Consider the following 25,522-nt stretch of genomic DNA (forward strand, 5'->3'; position numbering starts at 1 on the left):
GGGACGTGCCTCACCCCGTCACCTGATCATCTGCCGGCGGCGTGACCGAGCCGAAACCGGTCAAGGTAAGCTGATGCGTCCAATACCAACGGCGTGTCGTCCAGCTGCCCTCGATCCGGATCTCGTCGCCGGTGACTGTTCCGTAGAACACCACCACATGCGGCGCGTCGGGGCATTCGGTCCGCGCCGTGAAATGGATCACGTCATCCACGATCTTGGTCTGGTAATCCGACCAGCCGAAATCGCAATAGACTTGGCACATGACCGACTGGAACGTTCCGTCCCTGAAGACGAGTTCGTCCTGCAGGATTTCGCCCGTCTCGATAACCGTGTCGGTGGTGTAGAAGACGCGGCCATCCAGTTCGGCGCCCGCAGTCCAATCGCCCTCGGGCACCTGAAAATCGGGCACATCCTCGTTCATCACCGTCAGTGTGGCAGCACCTGTGCCGACAGTGGCCAACGCGATGGCTGCGACCTGAAGGATTTGCGTCATGGCAACTCCGAAATTGAAAACGTCATGAAAAACAAGGCGGCAACAAGTTATCACCCACACGGTACACGGCCGCCGGCACCGCACCAAACAGAAACGCACTCTGCCATCCGGCAAAAGAGGGATTGTTCAATTTTCCTGCAAACCAGACATGTCTACCGCCACACTCTCCGGTGACAGGACATCCGACAGAAGCGGGTTCGTGAACTGCCTGCGGATCGTGACCGCGCAGAACACCTCCTTGATCTCGTCGAGCCGGGCGAATTCGACCAGCTTGCCCGAGGCCAGTTCGTCCTGCACGACGATGGGCGGGATCACCGCGACGCCGGCATCTTCGCGCGCCAGAAGGCGCAGCATCGCCATGTCGTCCGCTTCGGCCGCGATCCGGGGCACCACGCCCAACCGGTCGAGCATCGCATCGAACCCGGCCCGCAGCGACGATTCCGGCGTTGGCAGAACGACCGGATGCGCAGCAAGGATATCTTCGATCGGCGTGCCCGGCGCCACCTGCCGCTCTGGCGATCCGATCAGGCTGACGGGTTGTTCATCCAGCCGCTGAACCAGATAGGGGCTTGCCGCATCGCGCGCCGGGATCAGGTTCGTCAGCACCACGTCAAGCGACAACGCATCAAGCCCGCGCAACAGGCTTTCCTGCGGCCCCGACCTCAGGATCACCTCGACATCCTCGCGCCCGATCAATGGCCTGAGAAAGGCGATCTGGAAGTTGCGCGACAGCGTGGCCAGCGCCCCGATGCGCAACGCCTTCCGCCGCGCGCCCGCCGATCTGAGCGTGGCCGACAAATCCTCCGCCGTCCGGAAGATCCCCTCGGCATGATCGAGCGCGATGCGCCCCGCTTCAGTCAGGACAAGGTTCCGCCCGCGCCGTTCGAACAGGTCATGACCCAGCGACAATTCGAGCGCCTTGATCTGGGTCGAGACGGCAGACTGGGAAATCCTCAGCGAGCGCGCCGCGCCCGTCAGGGTTCCGTCGCGGGCCACGGCGCGAAACAGCCGCAGGTGATGCAGGTTGATCGTGGACATACTTTCACCAAACAGAACGGTTGGTGCGAAAATATGAAATTTTCTTGATGTTGGCTAGCCACTAGATAGCCCCTCAACCCAACTTCGCTGGAGCTGACCCATGACAACCGCTTTCTCGCTCTCGTTTCTCGCGCCGGTTCTGTTGATTGCCGCGGCACTCGCCGCCTTTCGGACGCCCGGCCGTCGCCCCGGTGCTGTGCCGCAAATCTCCGAAGTGGCGGCTCTGGGCGCTTTGGGGCTTGTGGCGCTGGGCCTCATCCAGGTGATCGTGGCGGGCCCTGCGGTGTCGTCGCTCTTTGACGGCGCGGGCGTCCTTGCGCTTCGGGCCGATCCGGTCAGCGCGACACTCGCGCTTCTGGTGGCTTTCATCGGCTGGATCGTCCTGCGCTATTCCCGGACCTACCTCGATGGAGAGGCGCGTGAAGGCGCGTTTCACGGGTTGATGCTGGTTACGCTGGCTGCCGTGCTGATCTTCGTGATGTCGGGCAGCCTCTGGCTTCTGGTCGCAGCAACCATCGCGACGGGGCTGGGTCTCAAGCGGCTCCTGCTGTTCTATGCCGACCGTCCCGAGGCGCGCCGCGCGGCGGCCAAGTTCGGGCTGGTCTGGCATGGCGGCGACGCGGCCCTGATCGCGGCGGCCCTTGTCCTGACCTCGGCCCATGGAACGGGCGACCTGTCCGCGATCGCGGCCTCGAACGGCGGCGCAGGGATCGCCGGACACATGGCTGCCGGCCTTCTGGTGCTGGCCGCGATCCTCAAGACCGCCTGTTTCCCGCTCCATGGCTGGCTGACCGAGGTGATGGAGGCGCCGACCCCGGTCTCGGCCCTGCTTCACGCGGGCATCATCAACTCGGGCGGGGTCATCCTGATCAAGACGGCGCCTCTGGTGCAGACAAGCCCCGGGGCCATGGCGGCCCTTGTGATGATCGGCGGGTTCACCGCGCTCTTTGGCGCGGCGGTTATGCTGACGCAAAGCGCGGTCAAGACTTCGCTGGCATGGTCGACCGTGTCGCAGATGGGCTTCATGCTGTTGCAATGCGGGCTGGGCCTCTGGGCGCTGGCGCTGCTGCATATCGTGGCCCATTCGCTCTACAAGGCGCATGCCTTCCTGTCCTCTGGCGGTGCGGTGGCCGCTGTCGCCGCGATCCGCAAGCCCGGTCCCGTCGCGGTGCCGGACCTCGGGGCTGTTCTGAAATCCTTTGGCCTGGCACTTCTGCTCTATGCCGCGATCGCGGGCCTGTTCAGCGTCGCCATCGGGCCCAAGACGGCACAGGCCCTGGCCCTCGGCGCGATCCTCGTCTTCGGCGTCGCCTATCTCGTGGCGCAGGGTCTGGCCGATACGGCACCTGCGGAACTGACCCGCAGGACGGTGGCCGCCTCGCTTGCCGCGACATTGGCCTATTTCAGCTTTCAGGCCGTCGCCCAATGGGTCTGGGGCGCAGACCTGCCGGCCGCGCCGGCACCGGGGCCGCTGGAATGGGCGCTGATCGTGCTGGCCGTCCTGTCCTTCGGGATGGTGGCTCTGGCGCAATCGCTCTTCCCGCTCTGGGCGCATCACCCGGCCACGGCGGGACTTCGGGTTCATCTGGCCAATGGCCTTTATCTCAACGCCCTGCTGGATCGCGCCATCGGCGGGTTCCGGACAACGAAATCCAGCTGACATGACGGAGACTGACATGTTCATGAACCACGCACAGATCGCCCCTGCCCGGCTCTCCGATATGCTGGCCGCCGCCGAGAGCGCGGCCCGCGCGATCCCGCCCGCCTTCCCGCTTGACGCGACGGTTGCGGTCAATCCCTTCCTTGGCCAGACGGGCGAGGATCTGGCCACCGCATCGGCGCGGCTGCGCCGGACCGCGGGCATCCGCGCCACGCAAAGCGCGGCGGAGTATGCCGCCGCGATCCGGGACGGCCGGATCAACGAGGCCGCGCTGCGCGATGCGCTGGACGCCGCGACCTTCAGCCCGAAGCCTGCCGATGTCGGGCACCTGATGGCGATCCTCGACGCGCCGCGGATCAACGACACGCCCGCCCCGCTGCCGACAATTGCCGATCTGGCGGCCAAGGCCACCGGAACGGACTGGCCCGCGATCATCGAACGGACCATCGGCCTGTGGGCCGCCGGCCGGTTCGACCGGGGTCAGGCGCTGTGGCAACCCCGGCCCGGCGAGGAATGCTTTGCCGCATGGCGGGCCTGGGCCTCGCATGACCTGACGCCCGAGATTGCAGGGCTCACCGGGTTCTGCGCCCATGTGACCGAGGCACCCGACACCGCCGAAAGGGCGATCCTGCGCGCCGCCGAGGCGCTGGGCCTCAGCGATGCCGCGGCGGAAAGCGTGTTCCACCGGCTCTATATCGATCTGGGGGGCTGGTCCCAGCACGCCCGGTGGCTCCTGTGGCAGGCCGAGCTTGAGGGCGGCACCGATCGCACCCTTGCCGATCTGCTGGCGATCCGGCTGATCTGGGAAGAGGCGCTTCTGGCCCATGTTCCCGGCATCGCCGAGGACTGGGCCAAGGCGGTCGCCGCACACGCGCAGCCCGTCGCGCCGGATATCGGCGAAGTTGCGCTCGCGATCCTTCAGGACGCCGCCGACCGCGCGCACCAGAACAGGCTGATCGCCGCGCTCGACGGACAGGCTGCCATAGGCGACAGGCCGTTTCTTCAGGCAGCCTTCTGCATCGACGTCCGGTCCGAGGTGTTCCGCCGCGCGCTGGAAAGCGTCGATCCGTCGGTCGAGACGATCGGCTTTGCGGGCTTCTTCGGTCTGCCACTGTCGCACAAGGCGCAGGGCTCCGATCTGGCGGCCGCGCACTTGCCGGTCCTGCTGACCCCGGGGATCGAAACGACCAGCCAGACCGACGCCGCGCAAGAACAGGAGATCCGGATCGGCGCGCGCGCCGTCCGGGCCTGGGGCCGGTTCCGGCAGGCGGCGGTGTCGTCCTTCGCCTTCGTGGAATCGGCGGGGCCTGTCTATGCCGGCAAGCTGGTCCGCGATGCGCTGGGCATGGCGGGAAAACCGCCGAAGTCGGAACCCGCCCCGCAGGTCGTGGGCGGCATGACACCCGAGGCAAAGGCCGATACGGCCGCAGCCGTTCTGGGGGCGATGAGCCTGACCAAGGGGCTTGGCAAGATCGTGCTTCTGCTGGGTCACGGCGGGCATGTCACCAACAACCCGCATGAAAGCGCCTATCATTGTGGCGCCTGCGGCGGGCAGACCGGCGAGGTGTCTGCCCGGCTTCTGGCGGCGCTCCTCAACGATGCCGAAACGCGGGCGGGCCTTGCCAAGCGGGGGCTCGCGCTGCCCGAAGATACGCTCTTCGTGGCGGGCCTGCATGACACCACCACGGACGAGATCACGATCCATGACGCCGACACGAAATCGGGCGATCTGCGCAAGGTCCGCGACTGGCTGAAACAGGCGGGTCGGATCGCACGGGCCGAACGGGCGCGCGCCCTGCCCGGCGCGACCCCGGCCACGATCGCGGACCGGGCGCTCAACTGGGCCGAGGTCCGGCCGGAATGGGGCCTTGCGGGATGCGCGGCCTTTGTCGCGGCGCCGCGGCGCGCCACCGCGGGCAAGGATCTGGGCGGCCGGGCATTCCTGCACAGCTATGACTGGGCGGCGGACGAGGGCTTTGGCACGCTGGAGCTGATCCTGACCGCACCGGTTGTCGTGGCCAGCTGGATCAGCCTGCAATATTACGGCTCGTCCGTCGCGCCGGAGGTCTTCGGCGGCGGCAACAAGCTGATCCACAACGTGGTCGGCGGGATCGGCGTGATCGAGGGCAACGGCGGGCGGCTGAGGCCGGGCCTGCCATGGCAGGCCGTCCATGACGGCGCGGCGCTTGCGCACGAGCCGCTCAGGCTGTCGGTCATGATCGAGGCCCCGCGCGCGGCGATCACCGACGTGCTTGCCAGACACAAGGACGTGCGGGACCTGTTCGACAATGGCTGGCTGCATTTGTTCGCGCTGAAGGACGGCTGCGTCGATGCGCGCTACCGGCCCGGACTGACCTGGGAGGACCAGACCCCCATCGCGCGCGCCGCCTGAGCCCGCGAGAGCCGGACCGCGGCGGCCCCCTATCGGCCGCCGCGGTGCCTGCTAAAGCACCAAGACGGTGATGAGCACGAAATAGAGCATCAGGCTCGCTGCATCCTGAACGATCGTGCAGATCGGACCCGATCCCAGCGCGGGGTCGAAGCCCAGCCGCAGAAAGGCCCATGGCAGCAGAAACCCGGCCATCGCCGACACCGCGCCGCCACCCAGAACCGAAAGCCCCACGGCAAAGGCCAGCGGCAATTCGCCAAAGGCCGCGAAGACCGCGCCCATGGCCATCAGCCCCAGCACCGTCCCGATAGCGAGGCCGATCACCAGTTCGTCGCGCAGCAAGGGGCCGATGGCCACGTCGTGCATCGACAGGCTCCGCACCGAAACCGACACGGCCTGCGTTCCGATGGCCCCCGCGATATAGACGAGCGCGGGGACAAAGAATGCCGCCGCCACATTCTGGGACAAGGTATCCTCGAAGCCCACCATCACCATCGTGATGACCGACGAGGCCAGAAGGCCGAAGACAAGCCACGGGATGCGCCGCGAGAACCGGTTCCAGATCGAGGCGTCGAGCCCCGCCGCAGGACCCCGTTCATGCGAGGTGATACCCGCGAGCCTTTGCAGATCTTCCATGTGTTCTTCGCGCAGGATGCGAAACAGGGCCTCGGGCGGGACCGCGCCGATCAGCTGACCCAGATCGTCGACCACTGGAACCGCGATCATCTCGAGCCGGATGGCAAGCTGGGCGATCTGTTCCTGATCGTCTCCGGGGCGCACGGCCTCGTGACGTTCTTCCATGATTTCGCCGATCTGGCGGGCGCCACCTCCGAAAAGGTCATTGATCCGGACGATGCCCTGCAATCGCCCCTCGCCATCGGTCACAAAGACGGTGTCGGCGCAATCGTAAAGATGCCCGCTCAATGCCTCGATCACCCGATCGACGGGCGTGTCGAACTTTGCACGCGGAATGTTGGCGACCATGTGGGCGGCCGCGGCCTCGCGGTGGTAGCCCGAGTGGATGTCCGGCGCGGCTGACATGTGCGATCCCCTGTCTGACGGCTCAGAGCCGATCCCCAAGCTTCGCCGAGAACGGCGCCGCGCGAAACCTCGAATGTGACGACATGCGCGGGCCGCTTGTGTCGCGCCCCAAATCGCCGCATCTTCGCGCGGTGGTAACCTCGAGCGCCCCCTCCCCGCGCCGCATCTCGTGGCCGATCGCCCTGATCTCCGGAGCAGGCGCCATGGTGCTGGCCCTGCTGCTGATCCTGTTTCCGGCTCTGGAACGGGTCTACCTCGCCCAGCTTGGCACGCGCGAGGCCTCGACCCTCGTTCTGGCCGTCGAAGGTCTGACCGGATCGCTCAGACGCTACGAGGCGCTGCCGATCCTGATCGCGGAGCGGCCAGATCTGGTTCGCGCGCTGCGCGATCCCGGCGACGGCGCCCTGATCGACAAGATCAACACCGATCTGGAGGCCACCGCAGAGGAGGTCGGGCTGTCCGACATCTTCCTGATGGACCGGAGCGGCCTGACGATCGCGGCCAGCAATCATTGGAAGGAGTTGTCCTTCGTGGGACAGAACTTCTCCTACCGGCCCTATTTCACGATGGCGCTTGCGGGCGATCGCGGGAAATTCTTCGCGCTGGGCACCACCTCGGGCGAGCGCGGCTATTTCTTTGCCGAGCCGGTCCGCGACGGGGCCGAGATCCTCGGCGTGCTGGCGGTCAAATTCACCGTCGACACCTTCGAGGCCGCGTGGCGCGACGGCACGAACGAGATCATCGTGCAGGACGATGCGGGTGTGATCTTCATGGCAAGCCGAGAGGAGTGGCATTTCCGCTCTCTCGCGCCCCTCGGACCGGAGGCCCTCGCCGCGATCGCGGCCACGCGCAAGTATCCGATGGATCAACTCGACCCACTGGGAGCGACACAGACCCCGTTCGACGAGGATTTCGACAAATTGTCGATCGCGGGGGATGACGGAACCCGGACCCGGTTCCTGATGCAGAGCCGGGAGATCCCGGAGGCCAGCTGGACTGTCTCTCTGCTCACGCCGGCCGATCCGGCATGGACACGGGCGGCGGGCATGGTGGCCCTTTCGGCGCTGCTTCTGCTGCTGGTCGGGCTGATCGCGACCGTTGTGATCCAGCGTCGTGTCCAGCTTCAGGAACGGATCCGCGCGGCGCTGTCGATGCAGGAAGAGCTGGAACACCGCGTCACCCTGAGGACTGCCGAACTCAAACAGGCAAACCAGCTCATCATGCAGGAAGTCGAGGAGCGCCGCACGGCCGAAACCCTGTTGCGCCAGACCCAGACGGAACTGATCCAGGCCGGCAAGCTGGCCGCTCTGGGCCAGATGTCCGCGGCCCTCAGCCATGAATTCAACCAGCCACTGGCGGCGGTGAAATCCTTTGCCCGCAACGCGCTGGCCTATCTTGATCGCGACCAGCCCGACAAGGTCCGACAGAATGTCGGCATGATCGACGACATGGTCGACAGGCTGGTCGCGATCTCGACCCATCTGCGCAACTTCGCCCGGCGGCCCGGCGAAAAGACCGAACCGGTCCGTCTCGACCGCGCGGTCGAAACGGCGCTCGCGATCCTCGAGCCGAAACTCAGGGGCGCCGGTTGCGTGGTCGCACAAACCGAAGGTCCGGCCGAGACATGGGTGATGGGCGGACAGGTCCGGCTGCAACAGGTCATCGTCAACCTGCTCAGCAACGCGGTCGACGCGATGGGCGATGTGGCCGAACCTGTGATCGATCTGTCGATCGCCTGCGGCGGGGCCACCGCGACGGTCGCGGTCAGGGACCGCGGGCCGGGCATGACCGAAGACGAGATGGCCAGCCTCTTCGATCCGTTCTTTACGACAAAGGAGCCGGGCAAGGGCATGGGGCTGGGCCTGTCGATTTCCTACAACATCATGCGCGATTTCGGCGGCACGCTGGAGGGCCGCAACCACCCCGAGGGCGGAGCCGTCTTTACCGTCACACTCCGCAGAGCCGACGCACCATCGATGGCGGCCGCGGAATGAACGTCCCGGGGCCTGTCCTCTTCGTCGACGACGAAGAACCGTTGCGCATCGCCGCGCAGCAGACGCTGGAACTGGCCGATCTGGATTGCGCCTGTTTCGACAGCGCGGCCCCGGCGCTGGCAGAGATCAGCCGCGATTTCCCCGGAATCCTTGTCAGCGATATCCGGATGCGCGGCATGAACGGGACAGAGCTGATGCGCGCCGCACTCGGCAAAGACCCCGAGTTTCCGGTCATCCTCGTCACCGGGCACGGCGATCTCGAACTGGCCGTGGCGATGATGCGCGAGGGCGCCTATGACTTTATCGAGAAGCCCTACGCCCCCGAACGGCTGGTCGACACGGTGCGCCGCGCATTGGCCCTGCGACGGCTGACGATCGAAAACCGGGAATTGCGCGCACAGGTCGCGCCGATGATCGGCATCAGCGACGGGCTGCGCGGCCCAAGCCCCGAGATGGACCTCGTGCGCCGCCAGATCGCGATGGTCGCGACAAGCGATGCCGATGTATTGATCGTGGGCTAGACCGGCACGGGCAAAGGGCTGGCCGCGCAGGCCCTGCATGCCGCAAGCGCACGGGCCGACCGGCCCTTTGTCTCGATCAACTGCGCGGCGCTGCCCGCCGAGATGATCGAAAGCGAATTGTTCGGTCACGAGGCCGGCGCCTTCGTGGGGGCTGCGCGGGCGCGGGCGGGCAAGTTCGAACATGCACGACGGGGCACGATCTTTCTGGACGAGATCGACAGCCTGCCGCTTGGCTTGCAGGCGAAACTTCTCCACGCCGTCGAAAGCCGTTCGATCAACCGGCTGGGATCACATGATCGGATCGATCTGGATGTGCGCTTTGTCGCGGCCTCGAAATCCGATCTGGAAACGGCAGCGGCAAACGGCACCTTCCGCGGCGATCTGCTTTACCGGTTGAACGTGGTGACGATCCGGATGCCGTCTCTGGCCGAACGGCGCGAGGATATCCCGATGCTGTTTCTGTCCTTCGTGACGCAATTGGCCGACCGTTATGGCCAGCCCGTACCCCGTGTGCCGGGTGCGGTGCTCGATGCGGTTGCGGCGCGCGACTGGCCCGGCAATGCTTGGGAGTTGCGCAATGCAGCCGAACGCTACCTGCTGGGGCTGCCCGACACCCCGGAACACGCGCCGCCAGCCCCCGCCACGCTGGCCGAGAGGATGGCGGAACAGGAACGCGCCCTGATCGCGGCAAGCCTCGCGGCCAATTCGGGCCGTCTGAAAGACACCTACGAGGCGCTCGGGATTTCCCGCAAGGCGCTCTACGAAAAGATGCAGCGGCATGGGCTGGATCGGGAAAAGTTCGCCGATCCCGACGGGCTGAGGGCCGCGGACTGATCCGACACCCGGGCGATGGGTCACTTGCCACACATCAAATCCGCGTTTTGTCACCCCTGCGACCCATCGCCGAGCCCTAACCGCATTTGCGCGAAATGTTGGCGTTAACAGCGCTTGGTGACCAGTGCGCCGGCGTGATTGGGTCTGCGCGGTCCCGGTGAGTCGTGTCGAACCGGGTATCAAGACACCGCACGTTTCTGGGAGGAACCAATGCAGAAAATCACAGCACTTACTCTTGTCGTCGCCTGTGCCGTCACGGCTCAGGCGCAGGCAGATGCCCATCAGGACCGGACCGACTGGCCGGAAAGCTTTACAGTTGCCACCGCGTCGCAGGGCGGCACCTATTTTGCCTATGGCTCCGGCTGGGCGAACCTCGTGGCCGAAGAGCTGGGCCTGTCGGGCGGCGGCGAAGTCACCGGTGGCCCGATGCAGAACATGGCGCTTGTCCACACGGGCGACGCGCAGTTTGGCATGACGACCATGGGCCCCGCGGCGGAATCGCTGCAAGGCACCAACCCGATCGCACCCGGCCTTCCGATGACGAATGCCTGCGCGATCTTCCCGATGTACCAGACCCCGTTCTCGGTGACCGCGCTGGCCTCCTCGGGGATCACCTCGATCGCCGATATCCCGGCCGGGGCCCGGATCGGTTTCGGCCCCGCGGGTTCGACCTCCGACACCTATTTCCCGCGTATGATGGAAGAGCTGGGCGTCGAATTCGATCGTCGCAACGGTGGCTGGTCCGACCTTGGCGGCCAGCTTCAGGACGGCCTGCTGGACGTTATCGCCTTTGCCGCCGGCGTTCCGGTTCCGGCCGTCAGCCAGCTTGAAGTGCAGACCGACGTGAACATCATCGAGTTCACCGAGGCCGAGCAGGCCGCGATCATGGAGGCCTTCCCCGTTTCGGCCTTCGATATCGCCGCCGATACCTACACCACGCTCGAAGCGCCGGCCCGTTCGGTGTCGATGTGGAACTTCGCGATCGCCAATTGCGACCTGCCCGACAGCTTCGTCAACGCGGTCGTCGACGTGGTGATGTTCGACAACGAGCGGATGGTGAACATCCACCGGGCCGCCCGCTCCACCCTGCCCGAGAACTGGGACAAGAACGGCGTGCTGATGTGGCACCCCGGCGCGGCGCAGTGGTTCAAGGACAATGCCGGCGCGGACATTCCCGACGACATGATCAACGGCATGTAAGCCAGACGAAGGGGCGGCGCGGCCAGATCGGCACGCCGCCCTTTCCCCGATAAGACCCGCGCCCCGGCGATAGTTGTCGGTCTTGCGCTGTCGGTCGTATCATCACGTGTCTCATACATCTCGACGACAGAGACGGACGCCGCGCGTCCTAACGGGGAAGGTCAAAATGGTTCAGGAATCTACTCAGGCCGAAGATGCCGTGATCGCCGAAGGCGTCGACGAAGAGCCGATCGAAGGCAACCGGCGCCTTCTGGATGGCTGGCGGCTGACATCGGTGGCCGCCTTCGCGGCGCTCTATGCGCTGTTTCACATGGCCGCTCTGAACGGCGTCTCGATCTCCGACTACACCGGGATCAACGTGCCGCTGCTGCCGCAATTTCCCATGGAGACGTGGAATTTCCGCATTGTCCACATCGCGGGCGCGCTGGCGCTCGGGTTTCTGGTCTATAATGCGTTGGTCTATTCGGACGAGACGGCCCCGCCCGGAACACCGGGGCCGTGGGACAAGATCGCGTGGGTTCTGCTTGTGCCCGCACTCTTCGCGCTGGGAACAAGCGTCTGGTTCGCCCGCACCGTGGCCTCGGGAACATTGCCCGAGATGGGCGGTCTGACCACGTGGCCCGCTTTCCCCGGCACACCAATCTACAGCCAGGAAGTCTGGTACTTCGGTGTGCCCCTACTGGTGGCGAGCCTGGGCGGCATCGTTCTGGGCTGGCTCGAACAGGCGCCGCGCAACCGGTTCCGGGCCTCCGATATCCTTCTGGCGGTCTGCGCGATCGCCGTCGCGGCCTACCTGATCCCGATCTATTCGACCGCCGCGCGCAACTCCGTCGGCACACCCTTCGTGCCCATCGGGATCGCCTTCGCGGCAACCGCGGGCACCGCCCTGATCATGGAGCTGACCCGGCGGGTCGCCGGCATGGCGCTGGTCGTCATCACGGGGGTGTTTCTGGCCTATGTGTTCACCGCGCATCTGATGCCGGGGATCCTCGCTGTTTCCTCGGCCTATTCGTGGCAGCGGTTCTTTGGCCATGTCTATTCGGACGCGGGCATTCTCGGGCCGACAACGGCGGTGTCTTCGACTTATATCATTCTTTTCATCATCTTCGCGGCCTTTCTTCAGGCATCCAAGGTTGGCGATTATTTCGTCAACTTCGCGTTCGCCGCCGCCGGGCGCGCCCGTGGTGGCCCAGCCAAGGTCGCGATCTTCGCCTCGGGCCTGATGGGCATGATAAACGGCACCTCGGCCGGCAATGTCGTGGCCACAGGCTCGCTGACAATCCCGCTGATGAAGAAGGTGGGCTACAAGCCCCGGGTATCCGGCGCGATCGAGGCCGCCGCCTCGACCGGTGGCCAGATCATGCCGCCGATCATGGGGGCCGGCGCCTTCATCATGGCCGAGATCACCGGCATCCCCTACCAGGAGATCGCGATTGCCGCGATCATCCCGGCGGTCCTCTACTTCGTGTCGGTCTATTTCATGGTCGATTTCGAGGCGGCCCGCCTTGGAATGCGCGGCATGCGCGAGGATGAATTGCCCAAGCTCGGCAAGATGCTGCAGCAGCTGTATCTGTTCTTCCCGATCATCATCCTGATCGTGGCGCTGTTCATGGGCTATTCGGTGATCCGGGCAGGCACTCTGGCCACGATGGCGGCAGCCGTGGTGTCGTGGATGCCGGTGCTGATGGTCCGGATATTTCCCAACAGTGTCCCTGTCGGATCGGTCGCGGGGATGGGTGCGCGGTCGATTGCGAAGGCGTTCGAACTGGCCGGCATCATGTCGATCCAGATCATCGCGGTCTGCGCATGCGCGGGCATCATCGTGGGCGTCATCTCGCTGACCGGGGTGGGCGCGCGATTTTCGTCGGTTCTGCTTGATCTGGCGGCGGCCTCGCAGCTTCTGGCGCTGTTCTTCGCGATGTGCATCTCAATCCTGCTGGGGATGGGGATGCCGACGACGGCGGCCTATGCGGTGGCGGCCTCGGTGGTGGCGCCGGGCCTTGTGCAGCTGGGCATTCCGCAACTGACGGCGCATTTCTTCGTCTTCTATTTCGCGGTTCTGTCGGCCATCACTCCGCCTGTCGCACTGGCGAGTTATGCGGCGGCGGGCATTTCGGGCGCCAACCCGATGGAAACTTCGGTGGCCTCGTTCAAGATCGGCATCGCGGCCTTCATCGTGCCCTTCATGTTCTTCTACAATTCCGCGCTTCTGATGGACGGCACATGGTTCGAGGTCGGCCGCGCCGGTCTGACGGCGGTTTTCGGGGTGTTCCTGCTATCGGGCGGGGTCCAGGGCTGGTTCATCGGTCAGAAGGCCGCTTGGATCATCCGGCTGGCCCTGATCGTGGCTGCCCTCTTCATGATCGAAGGCGGCGTCATCACCGACCTGATCGGCATCGGCACCGTCGTCGGCGCCTGGCTTGTCCAGAAGGTGTTCCACCCCGATCCGGACGCGCCGATCCCGGTGCGCGGCGTGGACTAGAACACACTTCCTCCCCCCGGGCCCAAGGCGCGGGGGGATGCGTTTCAGAGAAGGCGCCTGATCATTCGGCAGCCGCCGCCGGGACGGGACGGACAATCTCGTAGCCCTCCTCCTCGGGTTCGTCATCGATCAGCGTCATGGGAAACCCGTCGGCCAGAATGCTCAGCCCCGTGGCCTCCTCCAGCCGTTCGATAATCCGGTCCGATTGAGCCCGTTCACCGTAACGGCGCTGGCCGTCCTTCATGATCTCGATCAGCAGGGGCGAAAACTCGAGGGGTACCTCTCCGATATCGGCCAGCTTCTGGAAGAGGCCGATATCCTTGAGGATCAGGTCCATCGTGAAATTTACATCGCGCGAGCCCGAGAGGATCAGCTGGCTTTCCGTCTCGTGGACAAACGAGGTGCCGGAGCTGATGCGGATCGCCTCGTAGGTCGTCGCCAGATCGAGGCCCGCGGCCTTCATCGTCGTCAGCGCCTCGCACAGTGCCACAAGGTGAACGGTGGCGAGGTAATTGGTCATCACCTTCAGCTTCGACGCGGTGCCCAGATCGCCCGTGTGCAGGATGCGCCGGCCCAGATGCTTCAGAAGCGGCATCACCGCCTCGACCGCGTCGCGCGGCCCGCCCGCGAAGATCGAGATATTGCCGGTATCTGCCCGGTGACAGCCGCCCGAGACCGGGCATTCGACGGCGATGCCACCGGTTGCGGCCACTTCGGCACCAAGGCGCAGGATCTCGTCGGCGTCGGTCGTCGACATTTCCATCCAGATCTTGCCCGGGCCCATCTCGCCCAGCATCTCGGCCATGACGGCAGCAGAGGCGGCGGGCGACGGCAGGCAGGTGATCACCACATCGCAGTCGCGCATCATCTGCGCGGGCGAGCCGCCCTCTGCCGCCCCCCGGCCCACGAACTCCGCGACCAGCGCGGGATCGAGGTCATGGACCGCAAGGTCGATGCCATTGCGCAAGAGGCTCCCGGCCAGCTTGCCGCCCACATTGCCCAAACCGATGAAACCTGTCGTCATGCCGTCTCCTGTCGTTGCGGGATGATCCCTGCGATATGTCGGCCGATGATTGCAGGAATTGGCTCAGTCGCGATAGTCCGGTTCTTCGCGATCGAGAACCGATTTCAGATGGGCGAAATGCGCGTCCGCCATCCCGGCATAGGCCTTCCAGCCCTGCGCAGTAAGGGCGCCGACGTCGTCGGACATCACGGCAAGTGGCTGCCCCGATGCCAGCGCCAGAAGAACCGTCTGCGCGGCCTTTTCAAAGAAATATAGCTGCTCGAACGCCTGTGCGACGGTTGCACCCGTGCAGGTCACGCCGTGGTTGGCCATCAGAAGGACCGAACATTGCCCAAGCGCCGCGGCGATCCGGGCCCCCTCGCCCGCGTCATCGGCGATGCCGCCGCAGTCCGGATCGATGGCCAGATCACCGAAGAACCGCGCCGTGTTCATGTCGATGGGCGGCAGGTCGGGTGATTTCAGGGTGGACAGCGCCGTGGCATGCGGCGGATGCGCATGAAGGATGACCCGGACATCCGGCCGCGCGCGATGCAGCGCGCCGTGGATCGTCCAGGCCGAGGCATCGGGCGCGTCAGGCCCCTCCATCACCGCCGGATCATCGGCATCTAAAAGCAGCAGGTCGCTGGCCCGGATCGCCGCGAAATGCCGCCATTTGGGGTTCATCAGGAAATGCCGCCCGTCGTCGGATACCGCCACGCTGAAATGATTACCGACGGATTCATGCCAGCCGAACCGCGCGGTCAGCCGGAACGCGGCGGCAAGGTCCTGCCGCAGCGCGTCGAGCGACAGTCCGGCGACGTGGTCGTTCACTTGAACCGCCCTTCCGAGACCATTGCCCGGTAGAGGCCCCGCAATTCGCCCCGGTCGGTATAGGTTCCGCGCAGATACCTCTCGCCGCTGGTCGCGGAATAGGCGGCCCTGCCATGCACGACCCGGTGATTGTCGAAACTGATGCATTCACCGGCGCGCAGGGTAAACCGCATGACATACTTGTCGTCCTGCAGCATCCGTCCGAATTTCACGAGCGCGGGGTAATAGGCATCCATGAACCGCTGCGGCAGATCGAAGATGTCGGCCAGATGCTGGCTGATCGTGACGCCCGACACTTCGCCGTTGTGATCAAGTTCGATCACCCGCTGGCGCGCGCGCATGTCGATCGTGTCATGCTCCTTGTAGAACGGCACCTCGGTCTCGGCCAGAAGGCGGAACGCCTCCGGATCCTCGCGGCGCAGATCATTGGCGACGGCCGTCCCGTCAAGGAACAGGTTGCGGCCACCCTCGACGCTGTTTCGGCGGCAATGCAGGTACTGGATCCCCGGGGCCAATTCCTCGGCCGGGACATCAGTGTGCATTTCAAGAGCCTTCGACGTATAGGCGAGGTTCGTCGGATTGACGTGCACGCGCACGTCGAAGTAGTCGCCGAAGAAGCTGGGCCGGATCGTGCCCAGCAGCCCGGCGGTGCGCGTCAGTCCCTCGTCGCTGTCGGGCATGTCGGTGACGATGGCGACCCCTTCGATCAGCAGCGCCTCCATCCAGCGGCGCCGTTCGCCCGCATCCTCGAGAAGCGCGGGATGCGACACCCGGGTCATGGCGTCGTAGTGATCGGCGAACCACGGACGGCGCGGAAGATCGGCGGGATCGTGCCGCCGCTTGCCATCGGCATAGGACGCCAGCATCTCGAGCGGATAGCGCGAGACATGACCCTCACCGGCCCATCTGACGACAAGCGTGCCGCTGTCGAGATAGGCCTCCTCGGGCCTCGGCGTCTCTGCATGATGAAATATGTCAAAGACGCGCTCCCGCGTTTCGGCATCGAACGAGGTCGGACAATTGTCCCGCAGCCACCACGCATTGAAATAGGCCTGCTGTCCGTCAGGCAGCCTGACCTGCAATCCGGTTTCCTCGACCTCGACGGCCTCGATCAGCGCAACGTCCATCCTTCGCCCTTTCACAAAACGGACCTCTTCAAGGCCGACGCTAATCCGGGTTTCACGCGTCGCGATACGGCGATTGCGCTGAAAGAAATATAAGCCCAGAGTTATGCTATGAGCCGTGCCTTGCCCCCCCTTCGATTGCTCACCGCCTTTGCCGCCGTGGTGCGGACCGGATCCGTCCGGGCGGCGGCGGCGGAGTTGAACGTGTCGCAACCCGCGATCAGCCAGGCGGTCAAGCAATTGGAAGAGGATATCGGCCTGCCGCTTCTGGATCGGGGAAGCCGCCCGGCGCGGCCCACCGATGCCGGGCAGGCGCTGGCCGCGACCATCGCCGACGGGCTCGGCCAGATCGCCGACATGCTCGAGACGCTGCGCCTTGCCGAAACCCAGCGCGGGCGCACCGTGACCGTCGCCTGTTCGGTGGGCGTGGCCACCTATTGGCTCATGCCCCGGCTGACGGCGTTCTATCGCGATCACCCCGAGCTTCTGGTCAACGTCGTCACCACCCAGTCTGGCGTTCCGCCCCTGACCGAAGGCATCGACGTGGCGATCCGCTACGGGCACGGGCGCTGGAGCGACGGACAGGTCCATCCCCTCTTCGAGGAGGCGGTCGAACCTGTCTGCCTGCCCGCCATGCGCGCACGCTTCGACGGGCCCGTGCCGCCCGGCGCCGTGTCGCTTCTGCATGTGAAATCGGCGGAGGTGTCGTGGGTGACATGGCCCGAATACCTGCGCGCCACCGGTCAGCCCATGCAACGCGGCAACGGCCAGACCTTCACGAACTACGTCCAGACGACACAGGCCGCACTGGACGGGCACGGCATGATGCTGGGCTGGCGGTCGATCACGGGGGCGCTGACAGAGGCGGGAACGCTGGTCTCGGCGGGCCTGCCGATCCTGTTCCCGCGCGAGGCGTTTCACCTCGTCATCCGCAGCAAGCGCGGGTCGCAAGCCACGGAAACCTTTGCCAAATGGCTGCTTTCCCACGCACGCGCCGAATACGATCAGCCAGAGGCCAGGGCCGCGTCGCAATAACTGCCTGTGCGGTCGCACCAACACAGGTCGCGATCGAATGGGGCGAAAATCATTTGCGCCACGGGAAAAACCTTGGTCTTGTGAGCGGGCTTTTCCAGTGTCCGCTACCGACAATGTCAGGACGGGTTCCGGCGGGTCTCTGCGTCAAGATTTGGGGGTGATCCTGAATGAATGACCAGGCAGCGACGTCGCATCCGCCCAGTGGCGCGGGGAACCGGACGAGGCAGGACGCCGCTTTCCCCGATCCGCATCAGCCCGCGATCGATGATGTTCTGGCCAGGCTCCAGACCTCGCGCAAAGGGCTGAGCGGGGCCGAGGCCGCCGACCGACTGGAACGCTTCGGGCCGAATGCGCTGGCCCATGGCGCGCCCCCCAGCCCGGTGCAGGTGTTCTTGCGGCAATTCGCAAGCCCGTTGATCTATGTGCTGCTGCTGGCGGCACTCGTGTCGATGGTCATCCGCGAATGGTCCGATGCGGCGCTGATCGCCGCTGTCCTTCTGGTCAATGCGATCATCGGCACGCTTCAGGAATACTCCGCCCAACGCGCCGCCGAGGCGCTGAGCAATCTTGTCACCACCAAGGCCCGCGTCCTGCGTGACGGCGACGCGACGCTGATCGGATCGGAAAACCTGGTTCCCGGTGACGTGGTTCGACTGGAATCGGGCGACAAGGTTCCGGCGGACATGCGGCTGTTGTCGGGTCGCGATCTTGAGGTGGACGAGTCGCTTCTGACCGGCGAGTCGGCGACCGTCATCAAGGATGACGAGGCCGCGCTGCCTGCCGAATGCGCCTTGGGCGACCGGCTGAACATGGTCTTTGCCGGCACGATGGTCGTCCGGGGCCGCCAGCATGCGGTTGTCGTCAACACCGCCTCGGACACGCAGCTTGGCAAGATCGCGGAGGGCGTTCTGAACAGGCGGCCCGCCAAGGCGCCGCTCATCGTCCGGATGGAGCGCTTCACCCGGCGCGTGGCGATGGCCGTCGGCGTGGCCTCCGTTGCGATGGCCGCAATCGCGCTGACCCGCGGCACGGCGATCGACGAGGTGTTCCTTCTGGCAGTCGCCCTGGCTGTCTCCGCGATCCCCGAGGGTCTCCCCGTCGCGCTGACGGTGGCGCTTGCCATCGGAATGCAGCGCATGGCCAAGCGCAACGTGATCGTCAGGCGCCTTGTCGCCGTCGAGGCACTGGGCTCCTGCACCTTCATCGCGACCGACAAGACAGGCACCCTGACCGAGAACCGGCTATCCGCCCGCAGGGTCGTCGTGCCGGGGGCAGAGCCGTGGGAGGTGACGGGCGCCACGACAGAGCCCACCGGCACGATCGTCTCGCCCGTGGGCGGCCTCGCCCCAGAAAAACAGGACACGATGGCCCGCCTGTCGCGGGCCGCCGTTCTGGCCAATGACGGGTTTCTCGGTCGCCGCGACGACGGCTGGGTCACGGATGGCGACGCGGTGGATGTGGCGCTTCTGATCATGGCGCACAAGGCCGGCACGATCCGGTCCGAACTGATCAGCGCCAGCCCCGAACTGGCCACCATCCCCTTTGAATCGGAGCGGCAATTCTGCGCCAGCTTCAACGAGGTGGGCGGCGCCCCCCGCGCCTTCGTCAAGGGCGCGTTCGAGCGGATCCTCACGTTCTGCGACACCATGGCGACGCCCGGCGGCGATGTGCCGCTCGATCCCGCCGCGATCGAGGCGCAGGCCGAGGCGCTGGCCCGGCAGGGCTACCGCGTGATCGGGTTGGCCGAGGGCGCGGCGCCTCCCGGCCCCGATGGACAGTTCTCCGATGACCAGCTGAAGGACATGACCTTCCTCGGCCTCGTGGGCGCGATCGATCCGCTGCGCGCCGAGGCCAAGGCCGCCGTCACCGCCTGCCGCGCGGCCGGGATCGAGGTCGCGATGGTCACCGGCGATCACCCGACGACGGCCGCCACCATCGCGGGCGAGCTGAACCTCATCGACGGGCCGGAACAGGTGGTCACGGGACCACAGCTGAAGGCCGCCTCCGACGAGGCCGAAATGGACGCGCTGGTGCGCGGCGGCCGGGTCTTTGCCCGGGTCGAGCCGCAGCAGAAGCTGCAGATCGTGCAGTCGCTGCAACGCAGCGGCTATTTCGTGGCCGTCAGTGGCGACGGCGCGAACGACGCACCTGCCCTTCGCGCGGCGCAGGTCGGCGTCGCCATGGGCGAGAACGGCACCGATGTCGCCCGCGAGACCGCCGATATCATCATCACCGATGACAATTTCTCGTCGATCGTGGCCGGCGTGGAGGAAGGCCGCATCGCCTATGCCAATGTCCGCAAGGTGATCTTCCTTCTGATCTCGACCGGGGCGGCCGAGCTGGTTCTTTTTGCCCTGTCGCTCATGGCGGGGCTGCCGCTTCCGCTTCTGGCGGTGCAGCTTTTGTGGCTCAACCTCGTGACCAACGGCATTCAGGACGTGGCGCTGGCCTTCGAGCCGGGGGAAGGCAACGAATTGCGCCAGCCCCCCCGGTCCCCCAAGGAGCCTGTGTTCAACAGGCTGATGATCGAACGGGTCGTGATTTCGGCGCTGGTGATGGGCGTGGTCGCGTTCCTGCTGTTCAAATGGTTCCTCGACAACGGCTTCTCCGTCGATCAGGCGCGCAACAGCACGCTCTTGCTGATGGTGCTGTTCGAGAACGTGAACGTCTTCAACAGCCGGTCGGAAACGCTCTCGGCCTTCCGTCACAACCCGCTGACCAACAAGCTTCTCCTGATCGGGACGGTCGTGGCGCAGCTGATCCATATCGGCGCCATGTATACGCCGTGGATCAGCGATGTGCTCAGGATCGAGCCAGTGTCGTTTTCGCACTGGGTCACATTGCTGACCGCCGCGCTGACGATCCTTCTGGTGATGGAGCTTCACAAGGCCGCGCACAACCGGCTGCGCCCCGTGCCTGCCATGGGATGACCCAGTCATGGAGCATTGCTGCCGTCCGTCGCGTGACCTGAACGGAAGGGCGCGCAGGATGTTCGCTAGTGGTTGATTCTTCCTTCGCCAGATTTGATACATCGTTCAATGATCATGCAGCAGGAGACCATGCCCGATGCGCTATGAAAGACCGGCAACCATCGAGGACGTGACAGCCCTCCTTGCCTCGGGCGGGGAGAAATCCTTTGTCCTTGCGGGCGGGACAGACCTTCTTGTTCGCATGAAGAACGACGCCTTCGAGGCCGACCTCATCGTTGATATCAAGGCGATCGAGGGGATGAGCGACGTGACCCGCACCGCCGACGGATTCGAGATAGGCGCCGCCGTGCCCTGCGCCGCACTTGGCGAGAATGCGGAGCTGAGCCGCGTCTGGCCCGGCGTGGTCGAGGCCGCGAACCTGATCGGCTCGACCCAGATACAGGGGCGCTGCACGATCTCGGGCAATCTGTGCAACGCCTCGCCGGCCGCCGACAGCGTGCCCGCCATGGTCGCCGCCGGCGCGCTGGCCCGGATCGCGGGCCCCGACGGGCGGCGAACCGTTCCCGTGCAGGACATCCCGCAAGGCCCGGGCAAGACCTCCCTTCGCAAGGGCGAATTCATCGAGGCCATCGTTCTGCCGGACCCCGGGCCACGTTCGGGCGATGCCTACCTGCGCTTTATCCCGCGCACCGAAATGGATATCGCGGTTGTGGGCGTGGGCGTGCAACTGACGCTTGCCGAGGATGGCAGCATCGCCTCCGCGCGCGTGGCTCTCGGTGCCGTGGGGCCCAAAGTGATCGAGGCCACCGAGGCCGCCGAGACGATCATCGGAACCCGGCTGGATCAGCCCGCGCTCGACGCGCTGGCGGCAGTCTGTTCCGAGGTAAGCACCCCGATCGCCGACAAGCGCGGCACGGTGGATTTCAGAAAACAGGTCGTGGGCGTGCTGGCGGCACGTGCCGCGAAAATCGCATACCAACGGGCAGGAGAAGACTGATGGCATCACTCCCGGTTTCGACAACGATCAACAGTGACGACGTGGAATATCTGTGCCACGCCGATGAAAGCCTGCTCGATGTGCTGCGCGACAGGCTGGGCCTGATGGGCGCAAAGGAAGGCTGCGGCACGGGAGATTGCGGCGCGTGCAGCGTCATCATGGATGGCCGCGTCGTCTGTTCCTGCCTCGTTCTGGGCGCCGAGGCCGAGGGCCGCAACATCGAGACGATCGAAGGCATGGCGGACGGCAATACGCTGCATCCGCTGCAGCAGAAGTTCATCGAACATGCCGCGCTGCAATGCGGTATCTGCACCCCCGGTTTCCTGATGGCGGCCAAGGCGCTTCTGGACACCAACCCCGACCCCAGCGAAGAAGAGATCCGGTTCTGGCTTGCCGGGAACCTGTGCCGCTGCACCGGCTATGACAAGATCGTCCGCGCCGTCGCCGACGCCGCAATCGTCATGAGGGAGGAACGGGCATGAGCCTCGACACGACATATCAGGGCAGGAACTTCCGCTCCGTTGGCACCCGGCCTCTCAGGCCCGACGGTGTCGACAAGGTCACCGGCCGCGCGCGCTATGGCGCGGATTTCAACATGCCGGGTCAGCTGGTCGCCCGCATCCTGCGCAGCCCCCACGCCCATGCGCGGATCGTGCGCATCGACACCTCCCGCGCCGAGGCGCTCAAGGGCGTGAAGGCCGTGGTCACGGCCGCCGATCTGCCCGATCTGACCGAGGGGGATCAGGGCCTGTTCAATACGCTCGAGAACTGCATGGCCCGGACAGAGGTGCTGTATGATGGCCATGCGGTTGCCGCTGTCGCGGCGATCGACGCGCGGGTCGCCAAACAGGCGCTCAAGCTGATCGAGGTGGAATACGAGGTCCTGCCGCATGTAACCGATGTCGACATGGCCGCCCGACCCGACGCGCCCAAGGCGAACGGAACCGCCCCCAATATCGCCAAGCAGACCGAGTTCGGCCATGGCGATGTGGACGCGGGCTTTGCCCGGGCCGACGTGATCGTCGAGCGCAGCTTTCTGACCGAGCAGACCCATCAGGGCTATATCGAGCCCCATGCCTGCGTGGCCAGCTGCAATTCGGACGGCACGGCGGAGATGTGGGTCTGCACACAGGGCCATTTCGTCTACCGCCAGACCTGCGCCAGCCTTCTGGGCCTCGACGTCTCGAAGTTGCGGGTGACCTCCTCCGAAATCGGCGGCGGCTTTGGCGGCAAGACCCATGTCTGGGCCGAGCCGGTCGCGCTTGCGCTATCGCGCAAGGCCGGAAGACCGGTCAAACTGGTCATGTCGCGCGAAGAGGTGTTCCGTGCCTCGGGCCCCACAAGCGCCACGTCGATCGACGTCAAGATCGGCGCCACCAAGGACGGCAGGATCACGGCGGCCACGGCGCATCTGCGATACAGCAACGGCCCCTATGCCGATGGCTGGGCCGAGATGGGCGCAATGACCTCGTTTGCCTGTTATGATCTTGAAAACGTCAAGACCGTCGGGTCCGAGATCCTCGTGAACCGGCCCAAGGTTGCGGCCTATCGCGCGCCGTCCGCGCCGATGGCCGCGTTCGCCGTCGAGAGTGCCGTCGACGAACTCGCCCAGAAACTGGGCATCGACCCGGTCGAGTTCCGCATCCAGAACGCGGCCAGCGAAGGCACGCGGTCGTCCTATGGTCCGGTCTATGGCCCCATCGGGATCGGACCGACGCTCGAGGCGGCAAAGGCGCATGATCACATGAAGGCCCCGCTCGGCCCGAACCAGGGGCGCGGCATGGCCTGTGGCTTCTGGTTCAACTTCGGCGGGCAGACCTGCACCGACCTCAACATCAATGCCGACGGCACCGTGACGCTGGCGGTGGGCACGGTCGACGTCGGCGGATCGCGGGCCTCGCTGTCGCTGATCGCGGCAGAGGAACTCGGCATCGACTACAAGGACGTCAAGGCCGTCGTGGCCGATACCGCGACCCTTGGCTACAACGACATGACCGACGGCAGCCGGGGCACGTTCTCGTCCTCGATGGCGACGATCTCGGCGGCGCGCAACGCCATCGAGGTGATGCGCCAGCGCGCAGCCCTCATCTGGGATATTCCGGTCGAGGATATCGATTGGGAAGACGGCCACGCCGTCGCGCGCGGCGAAAACTACGGCAACCTGCCCCCGCTTTCGGTCGCCGATATTGCCGCGGAAGCCGGCACGACCGGCGGGCCGATCGCAGGCCATTCCGAGATCGTGGCCGATGGGGCGGGCGTGTCCTTCGCCACGCATATCTGCGACGTGGAGGTCGACCCCGAGACCGGATCGACACGGATCAAGCGCTACACCGTGATCCAGGATGCGGGCAAGGCCGTCCATCCCTCTTACGTCGAGGGGCAATACCAGGGTGGTGCCGCGCAGGGCATCGGCTGGGCGCTGAACGAGGAATATGTCTATGGCGAAGACGGGCGTCTTCAGAACCCGGGCTTCCTCGATTATCGCATCCCCGTCTGTTCGGACCTGCCGATGATCGACACCCAGATCCTCGAGATCCCCAACCCCAACCATCCTTACGGCGTGCGCGGCGTGGGCGAGACGTCAATCGTGCCGCCGCTTGCCGCGATCGCCAACGCGATCTCGAATGCCGTGGGCGTCCGGATGACGCATATCCCGATGTCGCCGCCCCGTATCCTTGCCGCGCTGGACCGTGAAAAGGCGGGGTAATGGTACAGGTGACGCTCTGGGGCGGACTGGTTCCGCTGGCAGACAACCAGAAGACCCTCTCGGTCGAGGCCGGGACGATCCGCGAATTGCTGCGCAAGCTGCAAGAGCGGTATCCCGGCCTTGAAGGGCCCATCCGCAACGAAGTGGCCGTTGCGGTCGATGGCCAGATCTACCGCAACGACTGGTCACAGGAACTGCCCCCCGATGCAGAGGTGTTCCTGATGCGCAGGCTCGCCGGGGGCTAGGCCCCCGCGGGCACCGGCGCCGCCTCGGCGATCAGACCCTTGTCGCGCAAGCTTGCCCAGAAGTCCGCCGGGATCGGCATCTCGAACCATTCGACGATCTGGCGCAATTCCGCAGTGTTCCGTGGACCGGGGATGACTGAGGTCACGATGTCATTGCCCAGCGGGAATTGCAGCGCCGCCGCGGGCAGCGGAACACCGAAAGCATCCGCCTCGGCCGACAACTTTCGGACCTTTGCCACGACGTCTTCGGGCGCCTTGGCGTAATTCCACATGTCCCGCCCGGCGAGGATGCCGGAATTGAACGGCCCGCCGCAAATGATCGTGGTGCCTGCCGCGCGGCAAGCGGGAAACAGCCCCTCGAGCGGGGTCTGTTCCAGAAGCGTATAGCGCCCGGCCAGAAGGAACACATCCCACGCGCCGATCCCCAGCGCGTTCAGGCAGATCTTGTTCTCGTTGACGCCCAGCCCGATCGCCTTCACATCGCCGTTGCGGCGCAATTCGTCCATCGCGCGGTAACCGCCGTCGGCCAGATCCTTGAAATGGCGGGCATTCTCGGCGCCGTGCTGCATCTCGCCGATATCATGGGCAAAGAGCATGTCGATCCTGTCAAGGCCAAGCCGTTGAAGGCTGTCCTCATAGGCACGCATGATGCCGTCATAGGAATAATCATACACAACGTTGAACGGCAGCGGGTCGACCATGCCGAAATCCATCGGGTTCTCCACCGCGCCCGGCTTGAGCAGGCGGCCGACCTTGTCGGACAGGATATACTCCGTGCCCCTGAGCGCATCGCCGATCACCCTCTCGGACCTGCCGAACCCATACCACGGCGCGGTGTCGAAATAGCCGATCCCGATCTCCTGCGCGGTGCGCACCAGTTCGGCGGCCTCGCTGTCGTCGAGGTCCACGAAATTGCCGCCCAGCGGCGCCCCGCCCAGCCCGAGCGTGTCGATCCTGAGGTCCGTTCGACCCACCTGACGCGTATTCATCGGTCAATC

19 protein-coding genes and 2 pseudogenes are annotated in these 25,522 nt (G+C 65.5%); 14 read left to right on the forward strand and 7 right to left on the reverse strand.

The window, feature by feature from the left end:
- Positions 1 to 10 precede the first annotated feature (10 nt).
- Positions 11 to 493 carry a hypothetical protein gene (locus tag EP376_RS05565; RefSeq protein ID WP_127654519.1) on the reverse strand — a complete coding sequence of 161 codons (483 nt, stop codon included), beginning with the start codon at positions 491 to 493 and terminating at the stop codon, positions 11 to 13.
- A gap of 126 nt (positions 494 to 619) precedes the next feature.
- Complete coding sequence (locus EP376_RS05570) at positions 620 to 1,531, reverse strand: LysR family transcriptional regulator (RefSeq protein WP_127654520.1); 912 nt, start codon at positions 1,529 to 1,531, stop codon at positions 620 to 622.
- Positions 1,532 to 1,631: 100 nt separating this feature from the next.
- On the opposite strand from EP376_RS05570, the gene EP376_RS05575 reads away from it, so the two are divergent.
- Entirely contained in the window at positions 1,632 to 3,191 is a 1,560-nt protein-coding gene (locus EP376_RS05575; RefSeq protein WP_127654521.1) for a proton-conducting transporter transmembrane domain-containing protein, read from the forward strand.
- A 16-nt stretch (positions 3,192 to 3,207) separates the two neighbouring features.
- Positions 3,208 to 5,583, forward strand: coding sequence for a YbcC family protein (locus EP376_RS05580; RefSeq protein WP_164744870.1), 2,376 nt, complete (start codon positions 3,208 to 3,210; stop codon positions 5,581 to 5,583).
- A 51-nt stretch (positions 5,584 to 5,634) separates the two neighbouring features.
- Here EP376_RS05580 and EP376_RS05585 read toward each other — a convergent pair whose 3' ends face one another.
- Positions 5,635 to 6,621, reverse strand: coding sequence for a magnesium transporter (locus EP376_RS05585; RefSeq protein WP_127654523.1), 987 nt, complete (start codon positions 6,619 to 6,621; stop codon positions 5,635 to 5,637).
- Positions 6,622 to 6,704: 83 nt separating this feature from the next.
- Here EP376_RS05585 and EP376_RS05590 point away from each other — a divergent pair, with 83 nt between their 5' ends.
- The 6 genes and pseudogenes from EP376_RS05590 to EP376_RS05605 all read left to right on the forward strand — a co-directional run bounded on the left by EP376_RS05590 (position 6,705) and on the right by EP376_RS05605 (position 13,652).
- The gene (locus tag EP376_RS05590; RefSeq protein ID WP_127654524.1) at positions 6,705 to 8,615 is read left to right on the forward strand and encodes an ATP-binding protein; all 1,911 of its coding nucleotides are present in this window, start codon (positions 6,705 to 6,707) and stop codon (positions 8,613 to 8,615) included.
- Positions 8,612 to 9,136, forward strand: a complete 525-nt coding sequence (locus EP376_RS23570; RefSeq protein ID WP_338068378.1) for a sigma-54-dependent Fis family transcriptional regulator — start codon at positions 8,612 to 8,614, stop codon at positions 9,134 to 9,136. The genes EP376_RS05590 and EP376_RS23570 overlap by 4 nt, the downstream gene beginning before the upstream one ends.
- Positions 9,137 to 9,148: 12 nt before the next feature.
- Positions 9,149 to 9,724: pseudogene (locus tag EP376_RS23575) on the forward strand (sigma 54-interacting transcriptional regulator); the annotation flags it as partial.
- Between the two features lie 69 nt (positions 9,725 to 9,793).
- Positions 9,794 to 9,970: a helix-turn-helix domain-containing protein gene (locus EP376_RS23580; RefSeq protein ID WP_338068381.1), complete on the forward strand. Its 177-nt coding sequence runs from the start codon at positions 9,794 to 9,796 to the stop codon at positions 9,968 to 9,970.
- A 210-nt stretch (positions 9,971 to 10,180) separates the two neighbouring features.
- On the forward strand, positions 10,181 to 11,170 hold the full coding sequence (locus tag EP376_RS05600) for a TAXI family TRAP transporter solute-binding subunit (protein WP_127654525.1): 990 nt from the start codon (positions 10,181 to 10,183) through the stop codon (positions 11,168 to 11,170).
- A gap of 166 nt (positions 11,171 to 11,336) precedes the next feature.
- Positions 11,337 to 13,652 carry a TRAP transporter permease gene (locus EP376_RS05605; protein ID WP_127654526.1) on the forward strand — a complete coding sequence of 772 codons (2,316 nt, stop codon included), beginning with the start codon at positions 11,337 to 11,339 and terminating at the stop codon, positions 13,650 to 13,652.
- Between the two features lie 61 nt (positions 13,653 to 13,713).
- On the opposite strand, the pseudogene EP376_RS05610 reads toward EP376_RS05605, so the two are convergent.
- The 3 genes and pseudogenes from EP376_RS05610 to EP376_RS05620 form a co-directional block, all read right to left on the reverse strand.
- Positions 13,714 to 14,694 (reverse strand): annotated as a pseudogene (locus EP376_RS05610) (NAD(P)-dependent oxidoreductase); the annotation flags it as partial.
- A gap of 45 nt (positions 14,695 to 14,739) precedes the next feature.
- Entirely contained in the window at positions 14,740 to 15,486 is a 747-nt protein-coding gene (locus EP376_RS05615) for a class II aldolase/adducin family protein (protein ID WP_127654528.1), read from the reverse strand.
- A complete protein-coding gene (locus EP376_RS05620) occupies positions 15,483 to 16,613 on the reverse strand; it encodes a TauD/TfdA family dioxygenase (protein ID WP_127654529.1) in 1,131 nt (376 codons plus the stop codon). The genes EP376_RS05615 and EP376_RS05620 overlap by 4 nt, the downstream gene beginning before the upstream one ends.
- A gap of 108 nt (positions 16,614 to 16,721) precedes the next feature.
- On the opposite strand from EP376_RS05620, the gene EP376_RS05625 reads away from it, so the two are divergent.
- The 6 genes from EP376_RS05625 to EP376_RS05650 all read left to right on the forward strand — a co-directional run bounded on the left by EP376_RS05625 (position 16,722) and on the right by EP376_RS05650 (position 24,524).
- Positions 16,722 to 17,645 carry a LysR substrate-binding domain-containing protein gene (locus tag EP376_RS05625; protein WP_127654530.1) on the forward strand — a complete coding sequence of 308 codons (924 nt, stop codon included), beginning with the start codon at positions 16,722 to 16,724 and terminating at the stop codon, positions 17,643 to 17,645.
- Positions 17,646 to 17,812: 167 nt separating this feature from the next.
- Complete coding sequence (locus EP376_RS05630; RefSeq protein ID WP_127654531.1) at positions 17,813 to 20,575, forward strand: cation-translocating P-type ATPase; 2,763 nt, start codon at positions 17,813 to 17,815, stop codon at positions 20,573 to 20,575.
- A 136-nt stretch (positions 20,576 to 20,711) separates the two neighbouring features.
- Positions 20,712 to 21,572, forward strand: a complete 861-nt coding sequence (locus EP376_RS05635; RefSeq protein WP_127654532.1) for an FAD binding domain-containing protein — start codon at positions 20,712 to 20,714, stop codon at positions 21,570 to 21,572.
- Positions 21,572 to 22,054, forward strand: coding sequence for a (2Fe-2S)-binding protein (locus tag EP376_RS05640; RefSeq protein WP_127654533.1), 483 nt, complete (start codon positions 21,572 to 21,574; stop codon positions 22,052 to 22,054). The genes EP376_RS05635 and EP376_RS05640 overlap by 1 nt, the downstream gene beginning before the upstream one ends.
- A complete protein-coding gene (locus tag EP376_RS05645; protein ID WP_127654534.1) occupies positions 22,051 to 24,279 on the forward strand; it encodes a xanthine dehydrogenase family protein molybdopterin-binding subunit in 2,229 nt (742 codons plus the stop codon). The genes EP376_RS05640 and EP376_RS05645 overlap by 4 nt, the downstream gene beginning before the upstream one ends.
- The gene (locus EP376_RS05650; RefSeq protein WP_127654535.1) at positions 24,279 to 24,524 is read left to right on the forward strand and encodes a MoaD/ThiS family protein; all 246 of its coding nucleotides are present in this window, start codon (positions 24,279 to 24,281) and stop codon (positions 24,522 to 24,524) included. Before EP376_RS05645 ends, EP376_RS05650 begins: the two co-directional genes overlap by 1 nt.
- Here EP376_RS05650 and EP376_RS05655 read toward each other — a convergent pair.
- Positions 24,521 to 25,513: an aldo/keto reductase gene (locus EP376_RS05655; RefSeq protein WP_127654536.1), complete on the reverse strand. Its 993-nt coding sequence runs from the start codon at positions 25,511 to 25,513 to the stop codon at positions 24,521 to 24,523. The genes EP376_RS05650 and EP376_RS05655 overlap by 4 nt on opposite strands.
- Positions 25,514 to 25,522: the final 9 nt, after the last annotated feature.

This window comes from Alexandriicola marinus (genome assembly GCF_004000435.1).
In the GTDB taxonomy this organism is placed as follows: domain Bacteria; phylum Pseudomonadota; class Alphaproteobacteria; order Rhodobacterales; family Rhodobacteraceae; genus Alexandriicola; species Alexandriicola marinus.

Excerpts from the sequence above, each read along its gene's own strand:
- EP376_RS05565 (WP_127654519.1), bottom strand. The coding sequence starts at position 493 with ATGACGCAAATCCTTCAGGTCGCAGCCATCGCGTTGGCCACTGTCGGC.
- EP376_RS05645 (WP_127654534.1), top strand. The coding sequence starts at position 22,051 with ATGAGCCTCGACACGACATATCAGGGCAGGAACTTCCGCTCCGTTGGC.
- EP376_RS05585 (WP_127654523.1), bottom strand. The coding sequence starts at position 6,621 with ATGTCAGCCGCGCCGGACATCCACTCGGGCTACCACCGCGAGGCCGCG.
- EP376_RS05575 (WP_127654521.1), top strand. The coding sequence starts at position 1,632 with ATGACAACCGCTTTCTCGCTCTCGTTTCTCGCGCCGGTTCTGTTGATT.
- EP376_RS05625 (WP_127654530.1), top strand. The coding sequence starts at position 16,722 with ATGAGCCGTGCCTTGCCCCCCCTTCGATTGCTCACCGCCTTTGCCGCC.
- EP376_RS05570 (WP_127654520.1), bottom strand. The coding sequence starts at position 1,531 with ATGTCCACGATCAACCTGCATCACCTGCGGCTGTTTCGCGCCGTGGCC.
- EP376_RS05635 (WP_127654532.1), top strand. The coding sequence starts at position 20,712 with ATGCGCTATGAAAGACCGGCAACCATCGAGGACGTGACAGCCCTCCTT.
- EP376_RS05630 (WP_127654531.1), top strand. The coding sequence starts at position 17,813 with ATGAATGACCAGGCAGCGACGTCGCATCCGCCCAGTGGCGCGGGGAAC.
- EP376_RS05620 (WP_127654529.1), bottom strand. The coding sequence starts at position 16,613 with ATGGACGTTGCGCTGATCGAGGCCGTCGAGGTCGAGGAAACCGGATTG.
- EP376_RS05580 (WP_164744870.1), top strand. The coding sequence starts at position 3,208 with ATGTTCATGAACCACGCACAGATCGCCCCTGCCCGGCTCTCCGATATG.
- EP376_RS23580 (WP_338068381.1), top strand. The coding sequence starts at position 9,794 with ATGGCGGAACAGGAACGCGCCCTGATCGCGGCAAGCCTCGCGGCCAAT.
- EP376_RS05650 (WP_127654535.1), top strand. The coding sequence starts at position 24,279 with ATGGTACAGGTGACGCTCTGGGGCGGACTGGTTCCGCTGGCAGACAAC.
- EP376_RS05655 (WP_127654536.1), bottom strand. The coding sequence starts at position 25,513 with ATGAATACGCGTCAGGTGGGTCGAACGGACCTCAGGATCGACACGCTC.
- EP376_RS05605 (WP_127654526.1), top strand. The coding sequence starts at position 11,337 with ATGGTTCAGGAATCTACTCAGGCCGAAGATGCCGTGATCGCCGAAGGC.
- EP376_RS05590 (WP_127654524.1), top strand. The coding sequence starts at position 6,705 with ATGCGCGGGCCGCTTGTGTCGCGCCCCAAATCGCCGCATCTTCGCGCG.
- EP376_RS05640 (WP_127654533.1), top strand. The coding sequence starts at position 21,572 with ATGGCATCACTCCCGGTTTCGACAACGATCAACAGTGACGACGTGGAA.
- EP376_RS05600 (WP_127654525.1), top strand. The coding sequence starts at position 10,181 with ATGCAGAAAATCACAGCACTTACTCTTGTCGTCGCCTGTGCCGTCACG.
- EP376_RS23570 (WP_338068378.1), top strand. The coding sequence starts at position 8,612 with ATGAACGTCCCGGGGCCTGTCCTCTTCGTCGACGACGAAGAACCGTTG.